The organism is Streptomyces sp. GbtcB7 (assembly GCF_019091445.1).
GTDB classification, from domain to species: Bacteria; Actinomycetota; Actinomycetes; order Streptomycetales; family Streptomycetaceae; genus Streptomyces; species Streptomyces mirabilis.
On record NZ_JAGXJM010000009.1, the window covers coordinates 226,931 to 244,775 of the forward strand.

At 71.1% G+C, this 17,845-nt stretch carries 13 protein-coding genes; 7 read left to right on the top strand and 6 right to left on the bottom strand.

Features of this window, described 5'->3' with window-relative positions; translation table 11 throughout:
* Positions 1 to 14: 14 nt before the first annotated feature.
* On the bottom strand, positions 15 to 896 hold the full coding sequence (locus tag KVT44_RS17400) for a LysR family transcriptional regulator (protein WP_075027892.1): 882 nt from the start codon (positions 894 to 896) through the stop codon (positions 15 to 17).
* A gap of 119 nt (positions 897 to 1,015) precedes the next feature.
* Between KVT44_RS17400 and KVT44_RS17405 the strand changes: the two genes are divergently transcribed.
* The 5 genes from KVT44_RS17405 to KVT44_RS17425 all read left to right on the top strand — a co-directional run bounded on the left by KVT44_RS17405 (position 1,016) and on the right by KVT44_RS17425 (position 6,286).
* Entirely contained in the window at positions 1,016 to 1,687 is a 672-nt protein-coding gene (locus tag KVT44_RS17405) for a succinate dehydrogenase (protein WP_099919335.1), read from the top strand.
* A 1-nt stretch (position 1,688) separates the two neighbouring features.
* Positions 1,689 to 3,647 carry a fumarate reductase/succinate dehydrogenase flavoprotein subunit gene (locus KVT44_RS17410; protein ID WP_217567704.1) on the top strand — a complete coding sequence of 653 codons (1,959 nt, stop codon included), beginning with the start codon at positions 1,689 to 1,691 and terminating at the stop codon, positions 3,645 to 3,647.
* Positions 3,644 to 4,393 carry a succinate dehydrogenase/fumarate reductase iron-sulfur subunit gene (locus KVT44_RS17415; protein ID WP_217567705.1) on the top strand — a complete coding sequence of 250 codons (750 nt, stop codon included), beginning with the start codon at positions 3,644 to 3,646 and terminating at the stop codon, positions 4,391 to 4,393. The genes KVT44_RS17410 and KVT44_RS17415 overlap by 4 nt, the downstream gene beginning before the upstream one ends.
* 313 nt (positions 4,394 to 4,706) lie before the next feature.
* Entirely contained in the window at positions 4,707 to 5,477 is a 771-nt protein-coding gene (locus KVT44_RS17420; protein ID WP_217567706.1) for a GNAT family N-acetyltransferase, read from the top strand.
* Positions 5,477 to 6,286, top strand: a complete 810-nt coding sequence (locus tag KVT44_RS17425) for a 1-acyl-sn-glycerol-3-phosphate acyltransferase (protein WP_054227934.1) — start codon at positions 5,477 to 5,479, stop codon at positions 6,284 to 6,286. The genes KVT44_RS17420 and KVT44_RS17425 overlap by 1 nt, the downstream gene beginning before the upstream one ends.
* Before the next feature lie 55 nt (positions 6,287 to 6,341).
* Here KVT44_RS17425 and KVT44_RS17430 read toward each other — a convergent pair whose 3' ends face one another.
* From KVT44_RS17430 to KVT44_RS17445, 4 genes are all read right to left on the bottom strand, one after another.
* Positions 6,342 to 8,690, bottom strand: coding sequence for an excinuclease ABC subunit UvrA (locus tag KVT44_RS17430; RefSeq protein WP_217567707.1), 2,349 nt, complete (start codon positions 8,688 to 8,690; stop codon positions 6,342 to 6,344).
* Positions 8,691 to 8,733: 43 nt separating this feature from the next.
* Entirely contained in the window at positions 8,734 to 9,735 is a 1,002-nt protein-coding gene (locus KVT44_RS17435) for an LLM class flavin-dependent oxidoreductase (protein ID WP_217567756.1), read from the bottom strand.
* A 22-nt stretch (positions 9,736 to 9,757) separates the two neighbouring features.
* Positions 9,758 to 10,972, bottom strand: coding sequence for a glycosyltransferase family 39 protein (locus KVT44_RS17440; protein ID WP_217567708.1), 1,215 nt, complete (start codon positions 10,970 to 10,972; stop codon positions 9,758 to 9,760).
* A 165-nt stretch (positions 10,973 to 11,137) separates the two neighbouring features.
* On the bottom strand, positions 11,138 to 12,040 hold the full coding sequence (locus KVT44_RS17445; protein WP_217567709.1) for an SDR family oxidoreductase: 903 nt from the start codon (positions 12,038 to 12,040) through the stop codon (positions 11,138 to 11,140).
* Positions 12,041 to 12,383: 343 nt separating this feature from the next.
* Here KVT44_RS17445 and KVT44_RS17450 point away from each other — a divergent pair, with 343 nt between their 5' ends.
* Positions 12,384 to 13,352, top strand: coding sequence for an aldo/keto reductase (locus KVT44_RS17450; RefSeq protein WP_217567710.1), 969 nt, complete (start codon positions 12,384 to 12,386; stop codon positions 13,350 to 13,352).
* A gap of 116 nt (positions 13,353 to 13,468) precedes the next feature.
* On the opposite strand, the gene KVT44_RS17455 is transcribed toward KVT44_RS17450, so the two are convergent.
* Positions 13,469 to 15,325, bottom strand: coding sequence for a glycoside hydrolase family 9 protein (locus KVT44_RS17455; protein WP_217567711.1), 1,857 nt, complete (start codon positions 15,323 to 15,325; stop codon positions 13,469 to 13,471).
* 544 nt (positions 15,326 to 15,869) lie between these two features.
* On the opposite strand from KVT44_RS17455, the gene KVT44_RS17460 reads away from it, so the two are divergent.
* Positions 15,870 to 17,792 carry a ricin-type beta-trefoil lectin domain protein gene (locus KVT44_RS17460; RefSeq protein WP_308314033.1) on the top strand — a complete coding sequence of 641 codons (1,923 nt, stop codon included), beginning with the start codon at positions 15,870 to 15,872 and terminating at the stop codon, positions 17,790 to 17,792.
* Positions 17,793 to 17,845: the final 53 nt, after the last annotated feature.

Consider the following 17,845-nt stretch of genomic DNA (forward strand, 5'->3'; position numbering starts at 1 on the left):
GCCCCCTGCGCCGGTCAGCGTTCCAGCAGCATCCGCTGGAGTTCGCGGGCCGCGCGTGGCGGGGCCACATCGCTGCGGTGGGCCAGGGCGATGACGCGGTGGAGTCCGGGGCGTGCGAGCGGTGTCACCCGCAGGCCGCGTCCCGAGCGCGTCGCGACCATGCGCGGGACGACGGCCACGCCGAGCCCCGCCCTGACGAATCCCAGCACCGCGTCCATCTCGCCGCCCTCGACGGCGAAGTCCGGCTCGAAGCCCTCGGCCCGGCAGGCGGCGACGGTCAGTTCCCGCAGGTCGTAGCCGTGCCGGAACATCACAAGGCGTTCGCCCTCCAGGTCGGGGATACGCACCGTGCGACCGGTCCCCGGCGCGGGCGCATCCGGTGACGACACCACGACCAGGTCCTCGCGCAGCAGCTCCACCGTCGTCAGCGCGGGGGAGGGGGTGGGCAGCGGGAGGACGACCAGGGCGAGATCCAACGCGCCGCGCGCGAGTTCCCGTACGAGATCGTGGGAGCCGCCCTCCTCGATCAGCAGCCGGATACCGGGATAGCGGTCGTGGAAGGCGCGCAGGACGTCCGGAAGCAGGCCGGTGCACAGGCTCGGCGTCGCGCCCAGGCGGACCCGGCCGCTGCGCAGCTGGGCCAGTTCCTGCACCTCGTGCCGGGCCGTGTCCGCGTCGGCCAGGATGCGCCGGGCCAGTGGCAGCAGCGCCTCGCCCGCGTCCGTCAGCGTGATGTTGCCCCGCGCGCGGAGAAAGAGGTCCGCCCCCAACTCCCGTTCCAGCGCCTTGATCTGCTGGGACAGGGACGGCTGGGCGACATGGACCAGATCGGCGGCCCGGGTGAAGTGCCGGGTCTCGGCGACCGCCACGAAGTACTGGAGCTGCTGGAACTGCATCCACCTATCATAGGCTTCAGCTATTGAAACGAGCTGGACCATGTCTTGGACCGATCGGCACCGGTAGCCCTAGCTTCTGAGGCATGGCTCTGGCAACGCGGACGGACCGACGACCGTCGATGACGCGCACCGTGTGGGACAGCTCCGTCGGGAAGAAGACCGTGATGGCGGTCAGCGGCCTGATCATGCTGATGTACCTGGTCGTACACATGCTCGGCAACCTGAAGATCTTCTTCGGTTCGGGCGAGTTCAACCACTACGCCCACTGGCTGCGCACCCTCGGTGAGCCCTTCCTGCACTACGAGTGGGCCCTGTGGATCATCCGCGTGGTCCTGGTCGTCGCCGTCGTCGCCCACGCCACCGCCGCGTACCAGCTCAGCCGCCGCGACATCAGGGCGCGCCCGAACAAGTACGTCCACAAGAAGCCCAGGTCCAGCTACGCGACCCGCACGATGCGCTGGGGCGGGATCATCCTCGGCCTGTTCATCGTCTGGCACATCCTCGACCTGACGACCGGCACCGCGCACCCCGGCGGCTTCCAGCCCGGACACCCGTACCAGAACGTGATCGACACCTTCTCGACCTGGTACGGCGACGTGATCTACATCGTCGCGATGCTCGCGCTCGGCCTGCACATCCGGCACGGCTTCTGGAGCGCCGCACAGACCCTGGGCGCCGGCAACCGCACCCGCGACCGCGCCCTCAAGACCATCGCCGACGTCCTCGCGCTGGTGCTGACGGTGGGCTTCATCTCCGTACCCGTCGGTGTCATGACCGGATTGGTGAGCTGACATGACCGCAGCCTCTGAATACGCCGCGTACACGACCGGTGCGCCCGTCGTCGACAGCAAGTCCCCCGAGGGGCCGGTCAACGAACGCTGGGACACCCGTCGCTTCGAGGCCAAGCTCGTCAACCCCGCCAACCGCCGCAAGCACACGGTGATCGTGGTCGGCACCGGCCTCGCGGGCGGCTCGGCGGGGGCCACGCTCGCCGAGCAGGGCTACCACGTCGTCCAGTTCTGCTACCAGGACTCGCCCCGCCGCGCCCACTCGATCGCCGCCCAGGGCGGCATCAACGCGGCGAAGAACTACCGCAACGACGGCGACTCCGTCCACCGGCTCTTCTACGACACCGTCAAGGGCGGCGACTTCCGGGCCCGCGAGTCCAACGTCCACCGTCTCGCGCAGATCTCGGTCGAGATCATCGACCAGTGCGTCGCCCAGGGCGTGCCCTTCGCGCGGGAGTACGGGGGTCTGCTCGACACCCGTTCCTTCGGCGGCGTCCAGGTGTCCCGCACCTTCTACGCCCGCGGCCAGACCGGCCAGCAGCTCCTGCTCGGCGCCTACCAGGCCCTGTCGCGGCAGATCGCGGCCGGCAACATCGAGATGCATCCGCGCACCGAGATGCTCGACCTGATCGTGGTCGACGGACGGGCGCGCGGCATCGTGGCGCGGGATCTCATCACCGGCCGGATCGACACGTACTACGCGGACGCCGTCGTCCTGGCCAGCGGTGGCTACGGCAACGTCTTCTACCTCTCGACGAACGCCATGAACTCCAACGCCACCGCCGTCTGGCGGGCGCACCGGCGCGGCGCCTACTTCGCCAACCCCTGCTTCACCCAGATCCACCCCACCTGCATCCCGCGCACCGGCGACCACCAGTCCAAGCTCACCCTGATGAGCGAGTCGCTGCGCAACGACGGCCGTATCTGGGTCCCGAAGGCCCAGGGCGACACCCGCCCGCCGAACGAGATCCCCGAGGACGAGCGCGACTACTACCTGGAGCGCATCTACCCCTCGTTCGGCAACCTGGTCCCGCGCGACATCGCCTCCCGCGCCGCGAAGAACGTCTGCGACGAGGGCCGCGGGGTCGGCCCGGGCGGACAGGGCGTCTACCTGGACTTCGCCGACGCCATCCGGCGTATGGGCAGGGCGAAGGTCGAGGAGAAGTACGGCAACCTCTTCGACATGTACGCCCGGATCACCGCCGAGGACCCGTACACCGTGCCGATGCGGATCTACCCGGCCGTGCACTACACGATGGGCGGACTGTGGGTCGACTACGACCTCCAGACCACCATCCCCGGCCTGTTCGCGATCGGCGAGGCGAACTTCTCCGACCACGGCGCCAACCGCCTGGGTGCCTCGGCTCTCATGCAGGGACTCGCCGACGGCTACTTCGTGCTGCCGTCGACCATCAACGACTACCTCGCCCGCAACCCGCACCACGCCGAGGTCACGGACGAACACCCCGCCGTCCAGGAGGTGCTGGCCGAGACCGAGGACCGGCTGCGGCTGCTCCTCGCCGTCGACGGCGATCGCACCCCCGACTCCTTCCACCGCGAACTCGGCGAACTCATGTGGGAGTTCTGCGGCATGGCCCGCACCGAGACGGGTCTGCGCAAGGCCCTGGAGCGCATCCCGCAGATCCGCGAGGAGTTCTGGCGGCGCATCAAGGTCCCCGGCACCGGCGAGGAGTTCAACCAGTCCCTGGAGAAGGCCAACCGCGTCGTCGACTACCTGGAGCTCGCCGAGCTGATGTGTCTCGACGCGCTGCACCGGTCCGAGTCCTGCGGCGGCCACTTCCGTGAGGAGTCCCAGACCCCGGACGGCGAGGCCGCCCGCAGGGACGAGGAGTTCTCCTACGCCGCCGCCTGGGAGTTCACCGACACCGGCGCCGCGCCCGTCCTGCACAAGGAAGACCTGGTCTTCGAGTACGTCCACCCCACCCAGCGGAGCTACGCATGAAGCTCACCCTGCGCGTCTGGCGCCAGAAGAACGCCGACGCCGACGGAGCGATGTCCACGTACGAGGTGGACGACATCTCGGCCGACATGTCCTTCCTGGAGATGCTCGACACCCTCAACGAGGAACTCATCCTCAAGGGCGAGGACCCCGTCGCCTTCGACCACGACTGCCGCGAGGGCATCTGCGGCGCCTGCAGCCTGGTCATCAACGGCGACGCCCACGGACCCGAGCGCACCACCACCTGCCAGCTGCACATGCGGTCCTTCCAGGACGGCGACACCATCGACGTCGAGCCCTGGCGCGCCTCCGCCTTCCCGGTCGTCAAGGACCTCGTGGTGGACCGCTCGGCCTTCGACCGGATCATCCAGGCCGGCGGGTACATCACCGCCCCCACCGGAGCCGCGCCCGAGGCCCACGCGACGCCCGTGCCGAAACCGGACGCCGACTTCGCGTTCGAGCACGCTGAGTGCATCGGCTGCGGCGCGTGTGTGGCCGCCTGCCCCAACGGGGCCGCGATGCTCTTCACCTCGGCCAAGATCAACCATCTGAACGTGCTGCCCCAGGGGGCGCCCGAGCGGGAGACGCGGGTGCTGGACATGGTGGCGCAGATGGACGAGGAGGGGTTCGGGGGGTGCACGCTGGCCGGGGAGTGCGCCACCGCTTGCCCGAAGGGGATTCCGTTGGTCTCGATCACCGGGATGAACAAGGAGTGGCTGCGGGCTGCGCGTAAAGCGGGGAAGCGGTAAGGCAGGGTTTCGGCTGCGGGCCGTGGGGGCTGGGCGCGCAGTTCCCCGCGCCCCTTGAGGGGCGCTCTTGCCGGCCCCGATTGTTAGGTAGACGTTCGCCGGATCTGTGCGGACGGGCGGGGCCGGGAGTGGTGCTCATCCCCGGTCCCGTCTCGCATTCGGGGAAATCTCCTGGCATTCAACATCCCCACATCCTGGCTCCTGGCACAGGTCACGCGCAGGCCAACCGGCATCGGAAGAACAGGAGCGCGCGGGCCGTACCGAACCGGTCTGCCGCCGCTGTGCCGAACCGGCCCGTGACCAGGAGAGTGCCATGACCGGCGTTTCCACCCTCGACAGCCCCCCGCAGCCCCTGGCCCCCACCCGTTACACCGTCTCCCTCGCCCGTTCCGAGGCCGACGTCCGGGCCGCGCAGCAGCTGCGGCACGACGTCTTCGCCGGGGAGATGGGCGCCCTGCTGACCACGCCGCAGCCGGGCCTCGACATCGACGCCTTCGACGCCTACTGCGATCACCTGCTGGTCCGTGACACGCTGACCGACCAGGTCGTCGGCACCTACCGCCTGCTGCCCCCGGAGCGCGCCGCGATCGCCGGCCGGCTCTACTCGGAGGGCGAGTTCGACGTGACCCCGCTCGACGCGATCCGCCCGGGACTCGTCGAGGTCGGGCGCTCCTGCGTGCACCCCGACCACCGCGACGGCGCCGTCATCGGCCTCATCTGGGCCGGGATAGCGCGTTACATGGTCGAGGGCGGCCACGAGTGGCTCGCGGGCTGCTGCTCGATCCCGCTCGCCGACGGCGGCGAGCTCGCGGCCGGAACCTGGGACCGGGTGCAGGCCAAGCACCTGGCACCCGAGGAGTACCGGGTACGACCGCTGCTGCCCTGGACCGCGGAGGGTGTCACCCCTCTGCCCCGCACCGAACTGCCCCCGCTCCTGCGCGGCTATCTCCGGCTCGGCGCCTGGGTCTGCGCCGCACCCGCGCACGACCCGGACTTCGGGGTCGCGGACCTGTTCGTGCTGCTGTCGATGCGCCGGGTCAACCCGCGCTATCTGCGGCACTTCCTCTCGCTCGTCCCGGCGTGATGAGCGTCTGGCTGCCCAGCGCGCCCTGCACCCCCAGGGCGTGCGTCGAGGCGACGGGGTCCGCCACGGCCGTACCGCGTGCCGTGCTGCGACTCGCGGCGGTCCTGGTCGTGGTCGCCACCGGGGTCGTGCTGTTGCCGCTCGGCGGGCGGATCCCCGCCGAGCCGGTACGGCGCTGGTGCCGGGCGATCGTGCGGGCCGCGGGCGTCCGCGTCCGGATCACCGGCCCCGCCGTCCCCACCGGCGGGCTGCTGATCGTCGCCAACCACATCTCGTGGCTGGACATCCCGCTCCTCGCCGCCGTCCGGCCGGCCAGGATGCTCGCCAAGTCCGAGATCCGGCAGTGGCCGGTGGCGGGACCACTGGCCGCGCGCGGCGGCGTCCTGTTCATCGAACGCGACCGGCTGCGCGCGCTGCCGGACACGGTGGCGCGGATCGCCGGGCTGCTGCGCGACGGGGCGGCCGTCGTGGCCTTCCCGGAGGGCAGCACCTGGTGCGGCAGGGCGCAGGGCCACTTCCGGCGGGCCGTCTTCCAGGCCGCCCTCGACGCGGGGGTGCCGGTCCAGCCGGTGCACATCCACTACCGGCTCGCCGGGGGAGTGGCGAGCACCGCGCCCGCCTTCGTCGGGAACGACTCGCTGCTCGCCTCCCTGTGGCGGGTGGCCTCGGCCCGCGGGCTGGTGGCGGAGGTCGAGGTACGGCCCACGCTCGCGCCGGGCAGTCACCCGGATCGACGGGAGCTGGCCCGCGCGGCGCAAGGGGGGTTGCACTCCCAGGGCGCACGCGCGTCGGCCCTCGCCCATCGCTGACGTGTCAGGACGAGGCGACCCGAAAGGACAGGGGCCGGTGGCCGGCGGTCGGGGGCTACCGGCCCCGAGCGAGTGCCCGGGTGAGGTACGGAGCCGTCGTGCTGCCCTCCGCCCGCGCCACCTCGGCCGGGGGACCCGCGGCCACGATCCGGCCGCCCGCGTCCCCGCCGCCAGGACCCAGGTCGATCACCCAGTCCGCGCCCGCGACCACCGCCATGTCGTGCTCGACGACCACGACGGTGTGTCCCGCGTCGACCAGGCCGTGCAACTGGCGCATCAGCACCTCGACATCGGCGGGGTGCAGCCCGGTCGTCGGCTCGTCGAGGACGTAGAGGGTGTGCCCCCGGCGGACCCGCTGCAACTCGCCCGCCAGCTTGATGCGTTGGGCCTCGCCGCCGGACAACTCCGTGGCGGGCTGGCCGAGTCGCAGATAGCCCAGACCCACGTCGAGGAGCGTGGCGAGGCTGCGGGCGACGGGCGCGGTATCGGCGAAGAACTCCGCCGCGGCCTCCACCGTCATGTCCAGGACCTGCGCGATGTTCCGACCGCGGTACGTCACCTCGAGCGTCTCGGGGTTGTAGCGCGCCCCATCGCAGTCCGGACAGGGAGCGTAGGTGCTCGGCAGGAACAGCAGCTCCACGCTCACGAACCCCTCGCCCTGACAGGTCTCGCAGCGCCCGCCCGCGACGTTGAAGGAGAAGCGCCCCACCCCGTAGCCGCGCCTTCGCGCCTCCTCCGCCCCGGCGAAGACCTTGCGCACCACATCGAAGAGGCCCGTGTATGTGGCGAGATTCGAGCGCGGGGTACGGCCGATGGGCCTCTGGTCGACGGAGACGAGCCGTCCCACCCCCTCCAGCTCCTCGGTCACCTCGCCGATGAGGGTGGACTTGCCCGAGCCGGAGACACCCGTGACGGCGGTGAGCACACCGAGAGGGAACGCGGCGCGCACCCCGCGCAGGTTGTGGCGGCTCACCGGCCCCACCTTCAACTGCCCTTGTGGAGTACGGACTTCACGTGCCGGCGCGGGGGAGCGGTCGAAGAGGAAGCGGGCCGTCGCCGACTCCGCCACCCCGGCCAGCTGGGCCACCGGACCGCTGTGCAGCACCCGCCCGCCGTGCTCACCCGCCCGCGGACCGACGTCGACGAGCCAGTCGGCACCCCGCACGACATCCAGATGGTGCTCGACCACGAACACCGAGTTGCCCGCCGCCTTCAGTCGGTCCAGGACCGTGAGCAGGGCCTCCGTGTCCGCCGGGTGCAGACCCGCGGACGGTTCGTCGAGGACGTACACGACACCGAACAGACCGGAGCGCAACTGCGTGGCCAGCCGCAGTCGTTGCAGCTCGCCCGCGGAGAGGGTCGGGGTGGCCCGGTCGAGGCTGAGGTAACCGAGGCCGAGTTCGACGGCGGGGGCGATCCGTGCCCTCAGATCGTCGGTGAGGACGCGGGCCGCCTCTCCCCGGGGCTCCAGGGTCCCGGCCAGCACGGACAGCGGCAGCGCCGCCAGTTCGGCGATCGTGCGGCCCGCGAAGGTCACCGCCAGCGCCTCGGGACGCAGCCGGCTGCCGCCGCACACCGGGCACGGGGCGCTGGTCAGGAACCGCTCGGCCCTGGCCCGCAGCGTCGGGCTCTTCGAATCGGAGAACGTCTTCATGACATAGCGCCGGGCGCTCATGTACGTGCCCTGGTAGGGGCGTTGGATCCGGTCCGCGTCCCGCACCGGATGCACGGTGACGACCGGCTGCTCGTCCGTGAACAGGATCCACTCCCGCTGCTCGGCCGGCAGCTCGCGCCACGGCCGGTCCACGTCGTACCCCAGCGCGTCGAGGACGTCGCGCAGGTTCTTGCCCTGCCAGGCGCCGGGCCACGCGGCGATCGCGCCCGCGCGGATCGACAGCGACGGGTCCGGGACCAGCGACTCCTCGGTCGTACGGTGGACCTGGCCGAGACCGTGACACTCCGGGCAGGCCCCGGCGGCCGTGTTCGGCGAGAAGGCGTCCGAGTCGAGGCGTTCGGCGCCCCGCGGATAGTCGCCCGCGCGGGAGAACAGCATCCGCAGGGAGTTGGAGAGGTTGGTGACCGTGCCCACGGACGAGCGCGAGGTGGGCGCCGAGCGGCGCTGCTGGAGCGAGACCGCGGGCGGCAGCCCGGTGATGTCCCCGACCTTCGGCGCCCCGACCTGGTGGATCAGCCGTCGCGCGTACGGCGCCACCGACTCGAAGTAGCGGCGCTGGGCCTCCGCGTAGATCGTGCCGAACGCCAGCGAGGACTTGCCCGAGCCCGAGACCCCGGTGAAGACCACCAGGACATCGCGCGGGATGTCGACGTCCACACCCTGGAGATTGTGCTCGCGGGCGCCCCGCACACGGACGTACGCGTCGTGGCGGCGGTGCGGGTCGGACATCGACGGGACTCCTGGCGGGGGGCTCGGGGCAAACCCCACGATTCTAGGCCGCGGTCAGTCCCGCGACCCGGGCGAGCCTCCGGAAGGAGTCCAGCAGGGCCCCGCGGTCGTACGTACTGGTCGTGACCAGCACCTCCTGCGCGCCGGTCTCCTCGACCAACATCTCCAGCTCGTGCTCGACCTGTTTCTCGGTGCCCGCGATCTGCCCCGCGAGCGCCGACTCGTAGAAATGCCGCTCCTTGCCGTTCATCGGGAGATCCTCGACCCGCTCGGCGGGCGGCAGCGGCGGGAAGGTGCCGTGCGTGCGGGCGTACGCCATCGACCAGGCCTCGGGGAGGAGCAGCCGCATCGCCTCGTCCGGGGTCTCGGCGACCGCGACGGCGCCGGAGACGACGACGTACGGCTCCGCCGCCCACACGGACGGGCGGAACGTCGCGCGGTAGTGGTCGATCCCGCGCCGCATCTTCTCCCGGTTCCGGATGTCCCCGATGACCAGGGGCAGGCCCGCGCGCGCCGCGATCGTGGCGCCCTCGTTCAGGGCGAGTACGAAGGGCGGCACGGTCAGCCCCTCCGAGGGGCGCGCGTGCACCCCCGCCGACGACGGGCCGTGGAACCAGCCGAGCAGCTCGTCGAGCTGCCCCGCGAAGTCGTCGGCGACGTCCTTGTCCCGCCCCAGCGCCCTGCGGACCCCGTCCGTGAAGCCGACCGAACGCCCGAGCCCCATGTCGATCCGCCCGGGGAACAGGGACTCGAGCACACCGAACTGCTCGGCCACGACCAGGGGCTGGTGGTTGGGCAGCATCACCCCGCCGGTACCGACCCGGATCGTCCGGGTGGCGGCGGCGACCGCGGCGGCCAGCACGGTGGGCGCGGACCCGGCGACCCCGGGCACGCCATGGTGCTCCGAGACCCAGATCCGGTGGTATCCGAGCCCTTCCAGCTCCTGGGCCAGACGCACGGTGTCGCGCAGGGCCTCGGCGGCGTCGTGCCCCTCGCGGGTGCGCGAGCGGTCAAGGACGGAGAAACGCGTCACTCTTCGGATGATACGGACCTCGCCGCACCTGCGGTCACAGGGCCTCGTGGGAAACGGTCAGCAGATAGGTGCCGTAGAAGAGGGAGAAACCGGCCAGGCCGATGAGCAGGACGACGACCGTGCGCCGCTGGGCGCGGGCCAGGGAGAGGGCGAACGGCAGCAACAGGGGGAAGGCGGGCAGCAGCAGTCGGGGTCGGCTCGTGAAGAAGTGGGCGTCGCCGAGGGCGATGACGAGGAGAATCCCCGAGTACACGAGAAGCGGCAGCGGCTGTCGGTCCAGGACGCCGAGGACGAACAGCAGGACGCAGCCGAGGACGATTCCGGCGGAGAGATAGACGACCAGGGTGTCGTGCCCGACGATCAGGTGCTTGAACATGTGCGCGGTGTAGTGACCGAAGTCGAACTGTGAGCCCCACAGACTCTGCACCCGGAAGTATCCGGTCAGGTCGTGAGTGCGCAGCCCCACCCAGGCGACGTACCCGAGCCACCCGACGGGCGCCAGGAGCATGGCCACCCAGGCGCGCGGGACGGTGGGTCTCCCTTCGCGGCGGCGCTGCCAGAGGTGGGCGGCGGCGGCCGTGACGACGGCGGCGGCCACGGTGAAACCGTTGGGGCGGCACAGCCCGGCCAGCGCGGCCAGTGTCCCGGCGGTCAGCCAGCGGTGGGTCAGCGCCGCGTAGAGCGCCCAGGCGGCGAAGGCCGTCATGAGGGACTCGGTGTACGCCATGGTCAGCACGACGGCATGCGGCAGCAGCGCCCACAGTGCCGCGAGCGCCAGCCCGACCCGCCGTCCGTGCAGCAGCTCGCCGACCGCGTACACGCCCCAGGCGGCCACGGCGGCGGCGATCCAGGAGATGACGAGCGCCGCGTTGACCGGGCCGATCGGCAGGACCGTGTTCAGGCCACGGATCAGTCCGGGAAAGAGCGGGAAGAACGCCAGGTCGTTGTAGATGACCCCGTGGCCGGACTTGGCGGCGACGATCGTGCCGTAGCCGTACCGGGCGATGTGCCAGTACCAGCCGCCGTCCCATTCCAGACCGAGCACATTGCGCGGGTGCCGGCCCAGGTGCAGCGACCAGGCGGTCACCATGACCACGCCCGTCAGCCGCGCGGCGGCGAACAGCCACAGCGCCGGCAGCGCCCGCTTCAGTTCGCCCCGCCATCGCCACACCTCGGGCGAGGTGGCAGGCGACGCGGGCACGAACTGCCGCGTGGGTCTGCCGCTCACCGTCTGGGGGCCGTCTTCCATGCCGACCTCCTCGTCGCCCTGCTAGAGGGAATGGCCGGGGACGGGGTTCCACCGGTGGGTGGGAAGATCCTGACTTCATGGGACACGACGGTCCCGGGCGGCGCATCCCGGCCCGGCACGGAAGGGTGATGAGATCGCCGGGTTCGAACCGCTCGAGCGGCTCGCTCAGTCTTTGAAGTAGTGGCCTGCTTCGAGATCCGGGACGAGTGCGGGGTGCTCGGGGCGCCAGCCGAGCAGCTTCCGGGTCAGGACGCTCGAGGTCGGGTTGTCGAGGGGCACGGCGGCGGCGAGAAAGCCGAAGTGCCGGCTCGCGTCCTCGGTGGTGATCCCGGCGACCGGCAGCTTCAACCGGCGGCCGATGAGCTCGGCGACGTCACGCAAGGGCACGCCCTCTTCGGCGGCCCCGTGCAGGATCGAGCCGGCCGGGGCGGCTTCCACCGCCAGCCGGAACAGGTGCGCCGCATCGAGCCGGTGCACGGCGGGCCAGCGGTTCGATCCGTCGCCGACGAAGGCCGACACGCCGGTCTCGCGGGCGATGTCGATCAGGCTCGGGACGAAGCCCTTGTCGCCCTCGCCGTGCACGGTCGGTGAAAGCCGCACGACGGAAGCGCGCACCCCGCGCGCGGCCAGCGCCATGGCCGCGCTCTCCGATGCGATCCGGGGTGCCTCCGACCCGGGATCGGGCGCGATCTCCTCGGTCCCGAGGCGACCCGGCGCCATCATGGTGAGCATCAAGGTCCCCGAGGTCACCACGAGGGGCTTGCCGGTTCCTTCGAGCGCCGCTCCCAGAGCCTCGACGGCACGCAGGTCCAGCTTGCCGGAGGCGACGTAGTCCGAGAAGTCGTGGTTGAAGGCCAGATGGATGACGCCGTCCGCCGCCGCGGCACCCTCGTGCAGGCTGTCCGGATCGTCGAGGGAGCCGCGGTGCGCCTCGGCGCCGACGGCCGTCAGCGCCGCGGCGGCGGTGTCCGAGCGGGCGAGGCCGACGACCTGGTGCCCCGCTTCGAGGAGTTCACGGACGACGGCGGAACCGATGAATCCGGTCGCGCCGGTGACGAATACGCGCATGGTGCATTCCTTCGACAGGACGAACAGGGTCCACCCCGGTGCGGCACCGGGGCGGTGATTCCACCCTGCGCGCGGGAGGTGTTCCGGGTCCAAGACCTGTTTCGCATCCGGCGATACGCCTGAGGCATCACCACAGCTCAGATCGTGGCACGCACCCCTGCCGCCGCGCAGTCCACCCGCGCCCGCCGGCCGTCGTACGAACTCCTCGGCGGCAAGTACTGCGCCGCGCCCTCGCGACTAAGCGAACGGCGATCGGGAATGGCTTTCCCGGAGCTCTTGTCGGCGGCTCGCCGCGGCCGGGTCGGCGGGAGCCCTTCCACCCCCACGGAAAGCAGGAGTGAACATGCAGTACGTGAAGCTCGGTTCGACGGGCCTGGACGTGTCCCGGATCTGCCTGGGCTGCATGAGTTTCGGGCTGCCTGACCGAGGGCCCCACGAGTGGACGCTCGACGACGAGGGTGCCCGCCCCCTGATCCGCCGCGCGCTGGACGCCGGGATCACCTTCTTCGACACGGCGAACGTGTACTCCGACGGCACGAGCGAGGAGATCGTCGGCCGCGCGCTGGCGGAGCTCGCGCGCCGCGACGAGATCGTCATCGCCACCAAGGTGAACGGCGCGATGCACGACGGCCCCAATGGGCGTGGCCTGTCCCGCAAGGCCGTCATGACGGAGATCGACAACAGCCTGCGCCGCCTGGGCACCGACTACGTGGACCTGTACCAGATCCACCGCTTCGACCCCGCCACTCCTGTCGAGGAGACGATGGAGGCCCTCCACGACGTGGTGAAGGCGGGCAAGGCCCGTTACATCGGGGCGAGTTCGATGTACGCGTGGCAGTTCTCCAAGGCCCAGTACACGGCCCGGCTGAACGGCTGGACGCGGTTCGTGTCCATGCAGAACCACTACAACCTCCTCTATCGCGAGGAGGAGCGCGAGATGCTGCCGCTCTGCGCGGACCAGGGCGTCGGCGTACTGCCCTGGAGCCCGCTCGCCCGCGGTCGGCTCACCCGTGACTGGGACGTCAGCACCGAGCGCAGCCGCACCGACGAGTACGGCAAGAGGCTCTACCAGCCGGGCGACCGCGAGATCGTCGACGCCGTCGCCCGGATCGCCGCCGAGCGTGACATCCCGCGTGCCCGGATCGCCCTCGCCTGGCTGCTGCGCCGGAGCACCGTGACCGCGCCCATCATCGGTGCCACCAAGGTGGGGCACGTCGACGACGCGGTGGCCGCCCTCGACGTGGAGCTCTCGGAGAAGGAGATCGAGCAGCTGGAGGAGCCGTACACGCCTCGCGCGATCAGCGGGCACTGACGCGCGGCGCGCGGCCCACCGGACCCGTGGTCAGCGCCTGTACGTCCGGCACGTCCGAGCCGAAGAAGGCGTCCGACTCGGCTTCCGCGTCGGCCAGTGGCGGGCGGGGAGCGTGCTCAGCCGAGGCGCTCCGGGAGGCCGCCCGCGCAGTCGTCCTCGGCGGCGTAGGCGGCCAGCCATGCCAGCGGCGCGTTCCAGTTGATGGCCACCTCGTTCGTCGAGTACGAGCCGATGTCGTCGATGTAGCAGGCCTGGGGCGCGCAGCCGGGCAGGTGCTCCTGCGCGACCGGGTCCTGCAGCCCGCTGTTGGGCCCGCCCGCGAGGGAGCCCGCCGGCGGGTGCGGCAGCGAGGGGTCGTACTGGTGCGCCCAGAAGCGGTGGTGCTGGTTGTCGGAGTACCGCTCCCCGTATCCGGTCACGTACGACTGGCCCAGGGCGTTGCGGCCCAGCAGGTAGTCCATCGACTCCAGCACTCCGGCGCGGTAGCGCGGGTCCCCGGTCAGTTCCTGGGCCGTGGCCATGACGATCGCGTTGTCGGTGACCGCGCTGTTGGAGCCCCAGACGTACCCGGTGGCGGGGATCGGGACGGCGTATCCCTGCCCGGCCATGGTGGACAGATAGCCGTCCGCGGCGACGGTCACAGAGGCGCGCACCCGCCGGAGGTCGGCCGAGGGCAGCGCGGTGCGTACGGTCGCCAGCGTCAGCCTGCCCAGCGCGGCGGTGTCGGCCCAGCTGAAGCCGCCGGACGTGAAGGCGTTCGCGGCGGTGTGCCAGGGCGAGGAGGTCACCGCGTCCCGGTAGACGCGCTCGCCGGTCGTGGCGTACAACTCGGCGGCCGCCCAGTAGAACTCGTCGGTGACCTGGGTGTCGCCATAGGCCCCACCGCCGGTGCTGTCCGAATCCGGCGCGTACATCGCCGGGTTGGCCCGCGCCGCCGTCCAGGCCTTGCGGGCGGCGGTCAGGCAACGGTTCGCGAACGCGGTGTCGTAGGGCCGGAAGACACGGGCGCACTGGGCCGCCGTCGCCGCCAGGTTGAGGGTGGCGGCGGTGGACGGCGGGTGGAGCTCACGCGGCTGGGCGTCCTGCTCGGGCCGGGTCGGCAGCCCGGTCCAGGCGGCGTCGTGGACTTTGTGGAACGCCATTCCCGCGTACGGTCTGCCGTCCGGCACCTGCATCCGCATCAGGAAGTCGAGCTCCCAGCGCGCCTCGTCCAGGATGTCGGGGACGCCGTTGCCGCGCTCGGGAACGCGCAGCGTCGAGTCGCCGAGCGCGGACGCGGTGCCCGCTCTCTTCGCCCGTTCGAAGGAATTGACGAGCAGCCAGGTGGAAATGCCGCCGTTCACGACGTATTTGCCCTGGTCGCCCGCGTCGTACCAACCGCCCCTGACGTCCTGCGTGTAGTCGCACACCCCGGACTGACAGGGCACGTTCGTGTCGCCCTGATTGGGTGCGACTCCGAGATGCCCGGCGGGCCGCGCATAGGCGGAACCCACCAGGGCGGCTTCGATCGGTATACCGCTGCGCTGGTGATAGAAGAAGGCCAGCGCGTCGGAGCGCAGCCCGTCGTAGAGATCCGCGCGAATGTCGAAGGGATCACTGACCGTTCCGTCGACCGTCAGGACGTAACCCGAACCGGTCCGTCCGTACGAGGAGAAGTCGGCGACCTGGGTCGGCTGCCCGGAGGCCGCGTCCGTGCCCCGGCCGACGGTCGGCCCCGAGGCGACCACCCTGCCCGAGGCGGTGCGCAGCCGCCAGGTGAGCGGCCCCGCGGCGGAGGTGACCACGGTCGCGCGCTTGGGACCGTCCGGCAGATAGCCGACTTGGTTGACCCGTACGGCGGTTGTCGCCGTGGCGGCGGTGGCAAGCCCCGTCGCGGAGGGGGCGGTGGCGAGGCCGCCGACGAGTAATGACCCCGCCAGCAAGGCGGCCGCCAGGTGTCTTTGGCGGCGGCGGGGCAACGGGAAAGCGGACATGAGCGCTCCCAGCGGTGAGGTGAATCCTGTGCCGCGGCCACGCGAGGTGGACGACGGAGAATGGGAGCGCTCCCAAAAGGGAGCATTGCATGGGCATGCCAGGCCGTCAACGGGTCGGTGAAGGCCTTTCCACTCTTCGGAGGCCTGGTCGGGGGCTTGCGTATGACCGCTCGCCGATGGTTGTGGGGGATTCCGAATTTCTTTTGTGGAGACGTCGGCTGACGTTCGGTCAATCCGGCCGCGGGCGACGGAAAGGGGAAGGTGACGAGATCTCTTGTTTCGGCTCGGCGCACTGTGCAAAGGTGTGCCTTGTTGGCGTGCAGACAATTCGCTTCCTTCTGTACGCGCACGGTGTGCCCGCGCGCCCCTCGCTTCAAAAGAGCTGTCGGAGAGGGCGATTGCGGTAACAACCCCCCATGGGTAGTCCCTCCGCTTCGGCGGGCGGGCTACATACCCATTGGTATGGACTAATTCCTGCGTTACCTTTGGGAGGAAAGCGGACGTGAATGACGCAGCGGTGTCTCATTCCCCCACGCCCGGTCGCTTGTTCGAGGTTTCGGATGAGCGGCTCGCGGCGGACCTGAAGAAGAGCTCGGGGAACACGCCCGCGCACCATCCCGTCGGGGAACTCCTCGACCGCCACTGGGAAGCGGTCTTCGCCTACGCGCGCCTGTGCACCAACGGTGTGCGTCCCGCCGGAATGCTCACCACGGCCGCTTTCACCCGGCTCTTCGGTGAATCGCTGCGGCAGACCGGGCCGACGGCCGCCTGGCGGCCGCAGTTGCTGGTCACCGTACGGCGTATGACCGCCGAATGGCTCGGAGACCAACGGCGGGAGACGCTTCATCCCGAATTGCTGGCCGATTCCGACAGCCGTGACCGGGTCATGGCGCGGCTTCTGCCGCCGGAGAACAGACGGCAGTTGTCCCGCGCGTTCCAGCGGCTTCCCGAGCCCGCCCGCTGTCTGCTGTGGCACACCGAGGTCGAGGCCGAGCAACTCACCGTACCCGCAGGGCTGTTGGGCATCGGCGACGACGACGCCCTGGTGGAACTGCGGCGGGCCCGGGAACGCCTGCGCGAGGGCTGCCTGGAAATCCACCGCGAACTGGCCCCGGAGGAGGAGTGCCGCCGCTTCCACCGGATGCTCGATGTGTCCCTGCGCCGCGGCGGCCTCGACCTCGACGCCGATCTGAGCAGGCACATGGGCCGGTGCCGGCACTGCCGTCACACCGCCGACCAGTTGAGCCGGTTCAACGGCGACCTCGCGCTGCCCCTGGCCGAGGCCCTGCTCGGCTGGGGCGCCGCGGCCTACCTCGACTCCCGCCCCGGACGCGTCGACGCGATCGTGGAAGTGACGGAAGTCCCGGACACCGTCCCGGCCGCGCACAGAATCCCTCCCCTTCCCAGCCACGCGCCCCTCGTTCCGGGCGAGCCCCCGCGCCCCGCGCCGCGCAGCCGCGCTTCCGGTGACTCCCGCCCGCCGACGCACAAGGCGCCCCGGCGCTCCTCCCGCCGCGCCCCGCGTCGCAACAACATCGCGCTGGCCGCGCTGACCGTGAGCGGAATGATCCTGGTCCCGCTGGTCCTGTGGGTCACCCAGAGCTCGGACGGCGCGCCCGGCATGGCCGACGGCGCCGGACCCTCGGGCACGCCCAGTTCGGGCCCGGCCAAGGCGCCCGGATCGAACCCGTCCTGGATAGGCACGGGCGACACGTCGAAGGGCGGCGTGCGCGGCCGGCTGCGCAACACCGAGACCGGGCTGTGCATCGGCATCGTGGGCAAGAAGCCGGCGAAGGGCGTGGAGACCGCGCTCACGCCGTGCTCCTCGGCGGCGAGCCAGGAATGGTCGTACGAGGACGACGGGCTGCTGCGCGACCTGGCCGCCCCCGACCTCTGCCTCGACTCCCACCTCGGCTACTCGGTCCAACTCGCGCCCTGTACCGGTGAGTCGCAACCGGGCACCAAGAACGTGCGCTACGACTTCACCCTCCAGGGCACGGTGGTGCCCCGCTGGAACCAGGACCTGGCCCTCACCCCCGCCTCCACCAAGGGCGAGGCGTCCGTGGTCCTCAAGGTCCGGGAGGAGGAGTCCGACCAGCACTGGACGATGGACACCTCGTCGCCCTCGCTCCAGATGGAGGCTGTCAACTGGGACTCCGCCGGGCAGACGAAGACGTCGGGGCAGGCCTCTCCCCAGCCGTCGAAGTCACCGTCGCCGACCGTGCCCAAGTCGTCGCCCCGGCCCTCGGCCGAGTCCTCGACACCCGCGCCCTCGTCACCCGCCCACAGCTGCTCCCCGTACTACTACTGCGCGCCACCGAGCGGACAGTACGGCGCACCCGGGTACGGCTACGGAGATGGCTACGGCGGCTACGGCGGTTATGGGTACGGCGGTTACGGCGGTTACGGCGGTTACGGGGGTTACGGGGGTTACGGACACGGCGACAGCCAGGGTGGCCATCGCTGACCCGTCCTGTACGTCACACCGACCGCGGCCGGGCCACGCGCGCCTGGGCCGCG

What these genes read in the sequence shown, in the direction of transcription:
- KVT44_RS17445 (WP_217567709.1), bottom strand. Translation starts at nt 12,040, where the DNA reads ATGCGCGTATTCGTCACCGGCGCGACCGGATTCATCGGTTCCGCCGTC.
- KVT44_RS17400 (WP_075027892.1), bottom strand. Translation starts at nt 896, where the DNA reads ATGCAGTTCCAGCAGCTCCAGTACTTCGTGGCGGTCGCCGAGACCCGG.
- KVT44_RS17450 (WP_217567710.1), top strand. Translation starts at nt 12,384, where the DNA reads ATGCAGTACGTGAAGCTCGGTTCGACGGGCCTGGACGTGTCCCGGATC.
- KVT44_RS17430 (WP_217567707.1), bottom strand. Translation starts at nt 8,690, where the DNA reads ATGTCCGACCCGCACCGCCGCCACGACGCGTACGTCCGTGTGCGGGGC.
- KVT44_RS17420 (WP_217567706.1), top strand. Translation starts at nt 4,707, where the DNA reads ATGACCGGCGTTTCCACCCTCGACAGCCCCCCGCAGCCCCTGGCCCCC.
- KVT44_RS17440 (WP_217567708.1), bottom strand. Translation starts at nt 10,972, where the DNA reads ATGGAAGACGGCCCCCAGACGGTGAGCGGCAGACCCACGCGGCAGTTC.
- KVT44_RS17410 (WP_217567704.1), top strand. Translation starts at nt 1,689, where the DNA reads ATGACCGCAGCCTCTGAATACGCCGCGTACACGACCGGTGCGCCCGTC.
- KVT44_RS17415 (WP_217567705.1), top strand. Translation starts at nt 3,644, where the DNA reads ATGAAGCTCACCCTGCGCGTCTGGCGCCAGAAGAACGCCGACGCCGAC.
- KVT44_RS17455 (WP_217567711.1), bottom strand. Translation starts at nt 15,325, where the DNA reads ATGTCCGCTTTCCCGTTGCCCCGCCGCCGCCAAAGACACCTGGCGGCC.
- KVT44_RS17425 (WP_054227934.1), top strand. Translation starts at nt 5,477, where the DNA reads ATGAGCGTCTGGCTGCCCAGCGCGCCCTGCACCCCCAGGGCGTGCGTC.
- KVT44_RS17405 (WP_099919335.1), top strand. Translation starts at nt 1,016, where the DNA reads ATGACGCGCACCGTGTGGGACAGCTCCGTCGGGAAGAAGACCGTGATG.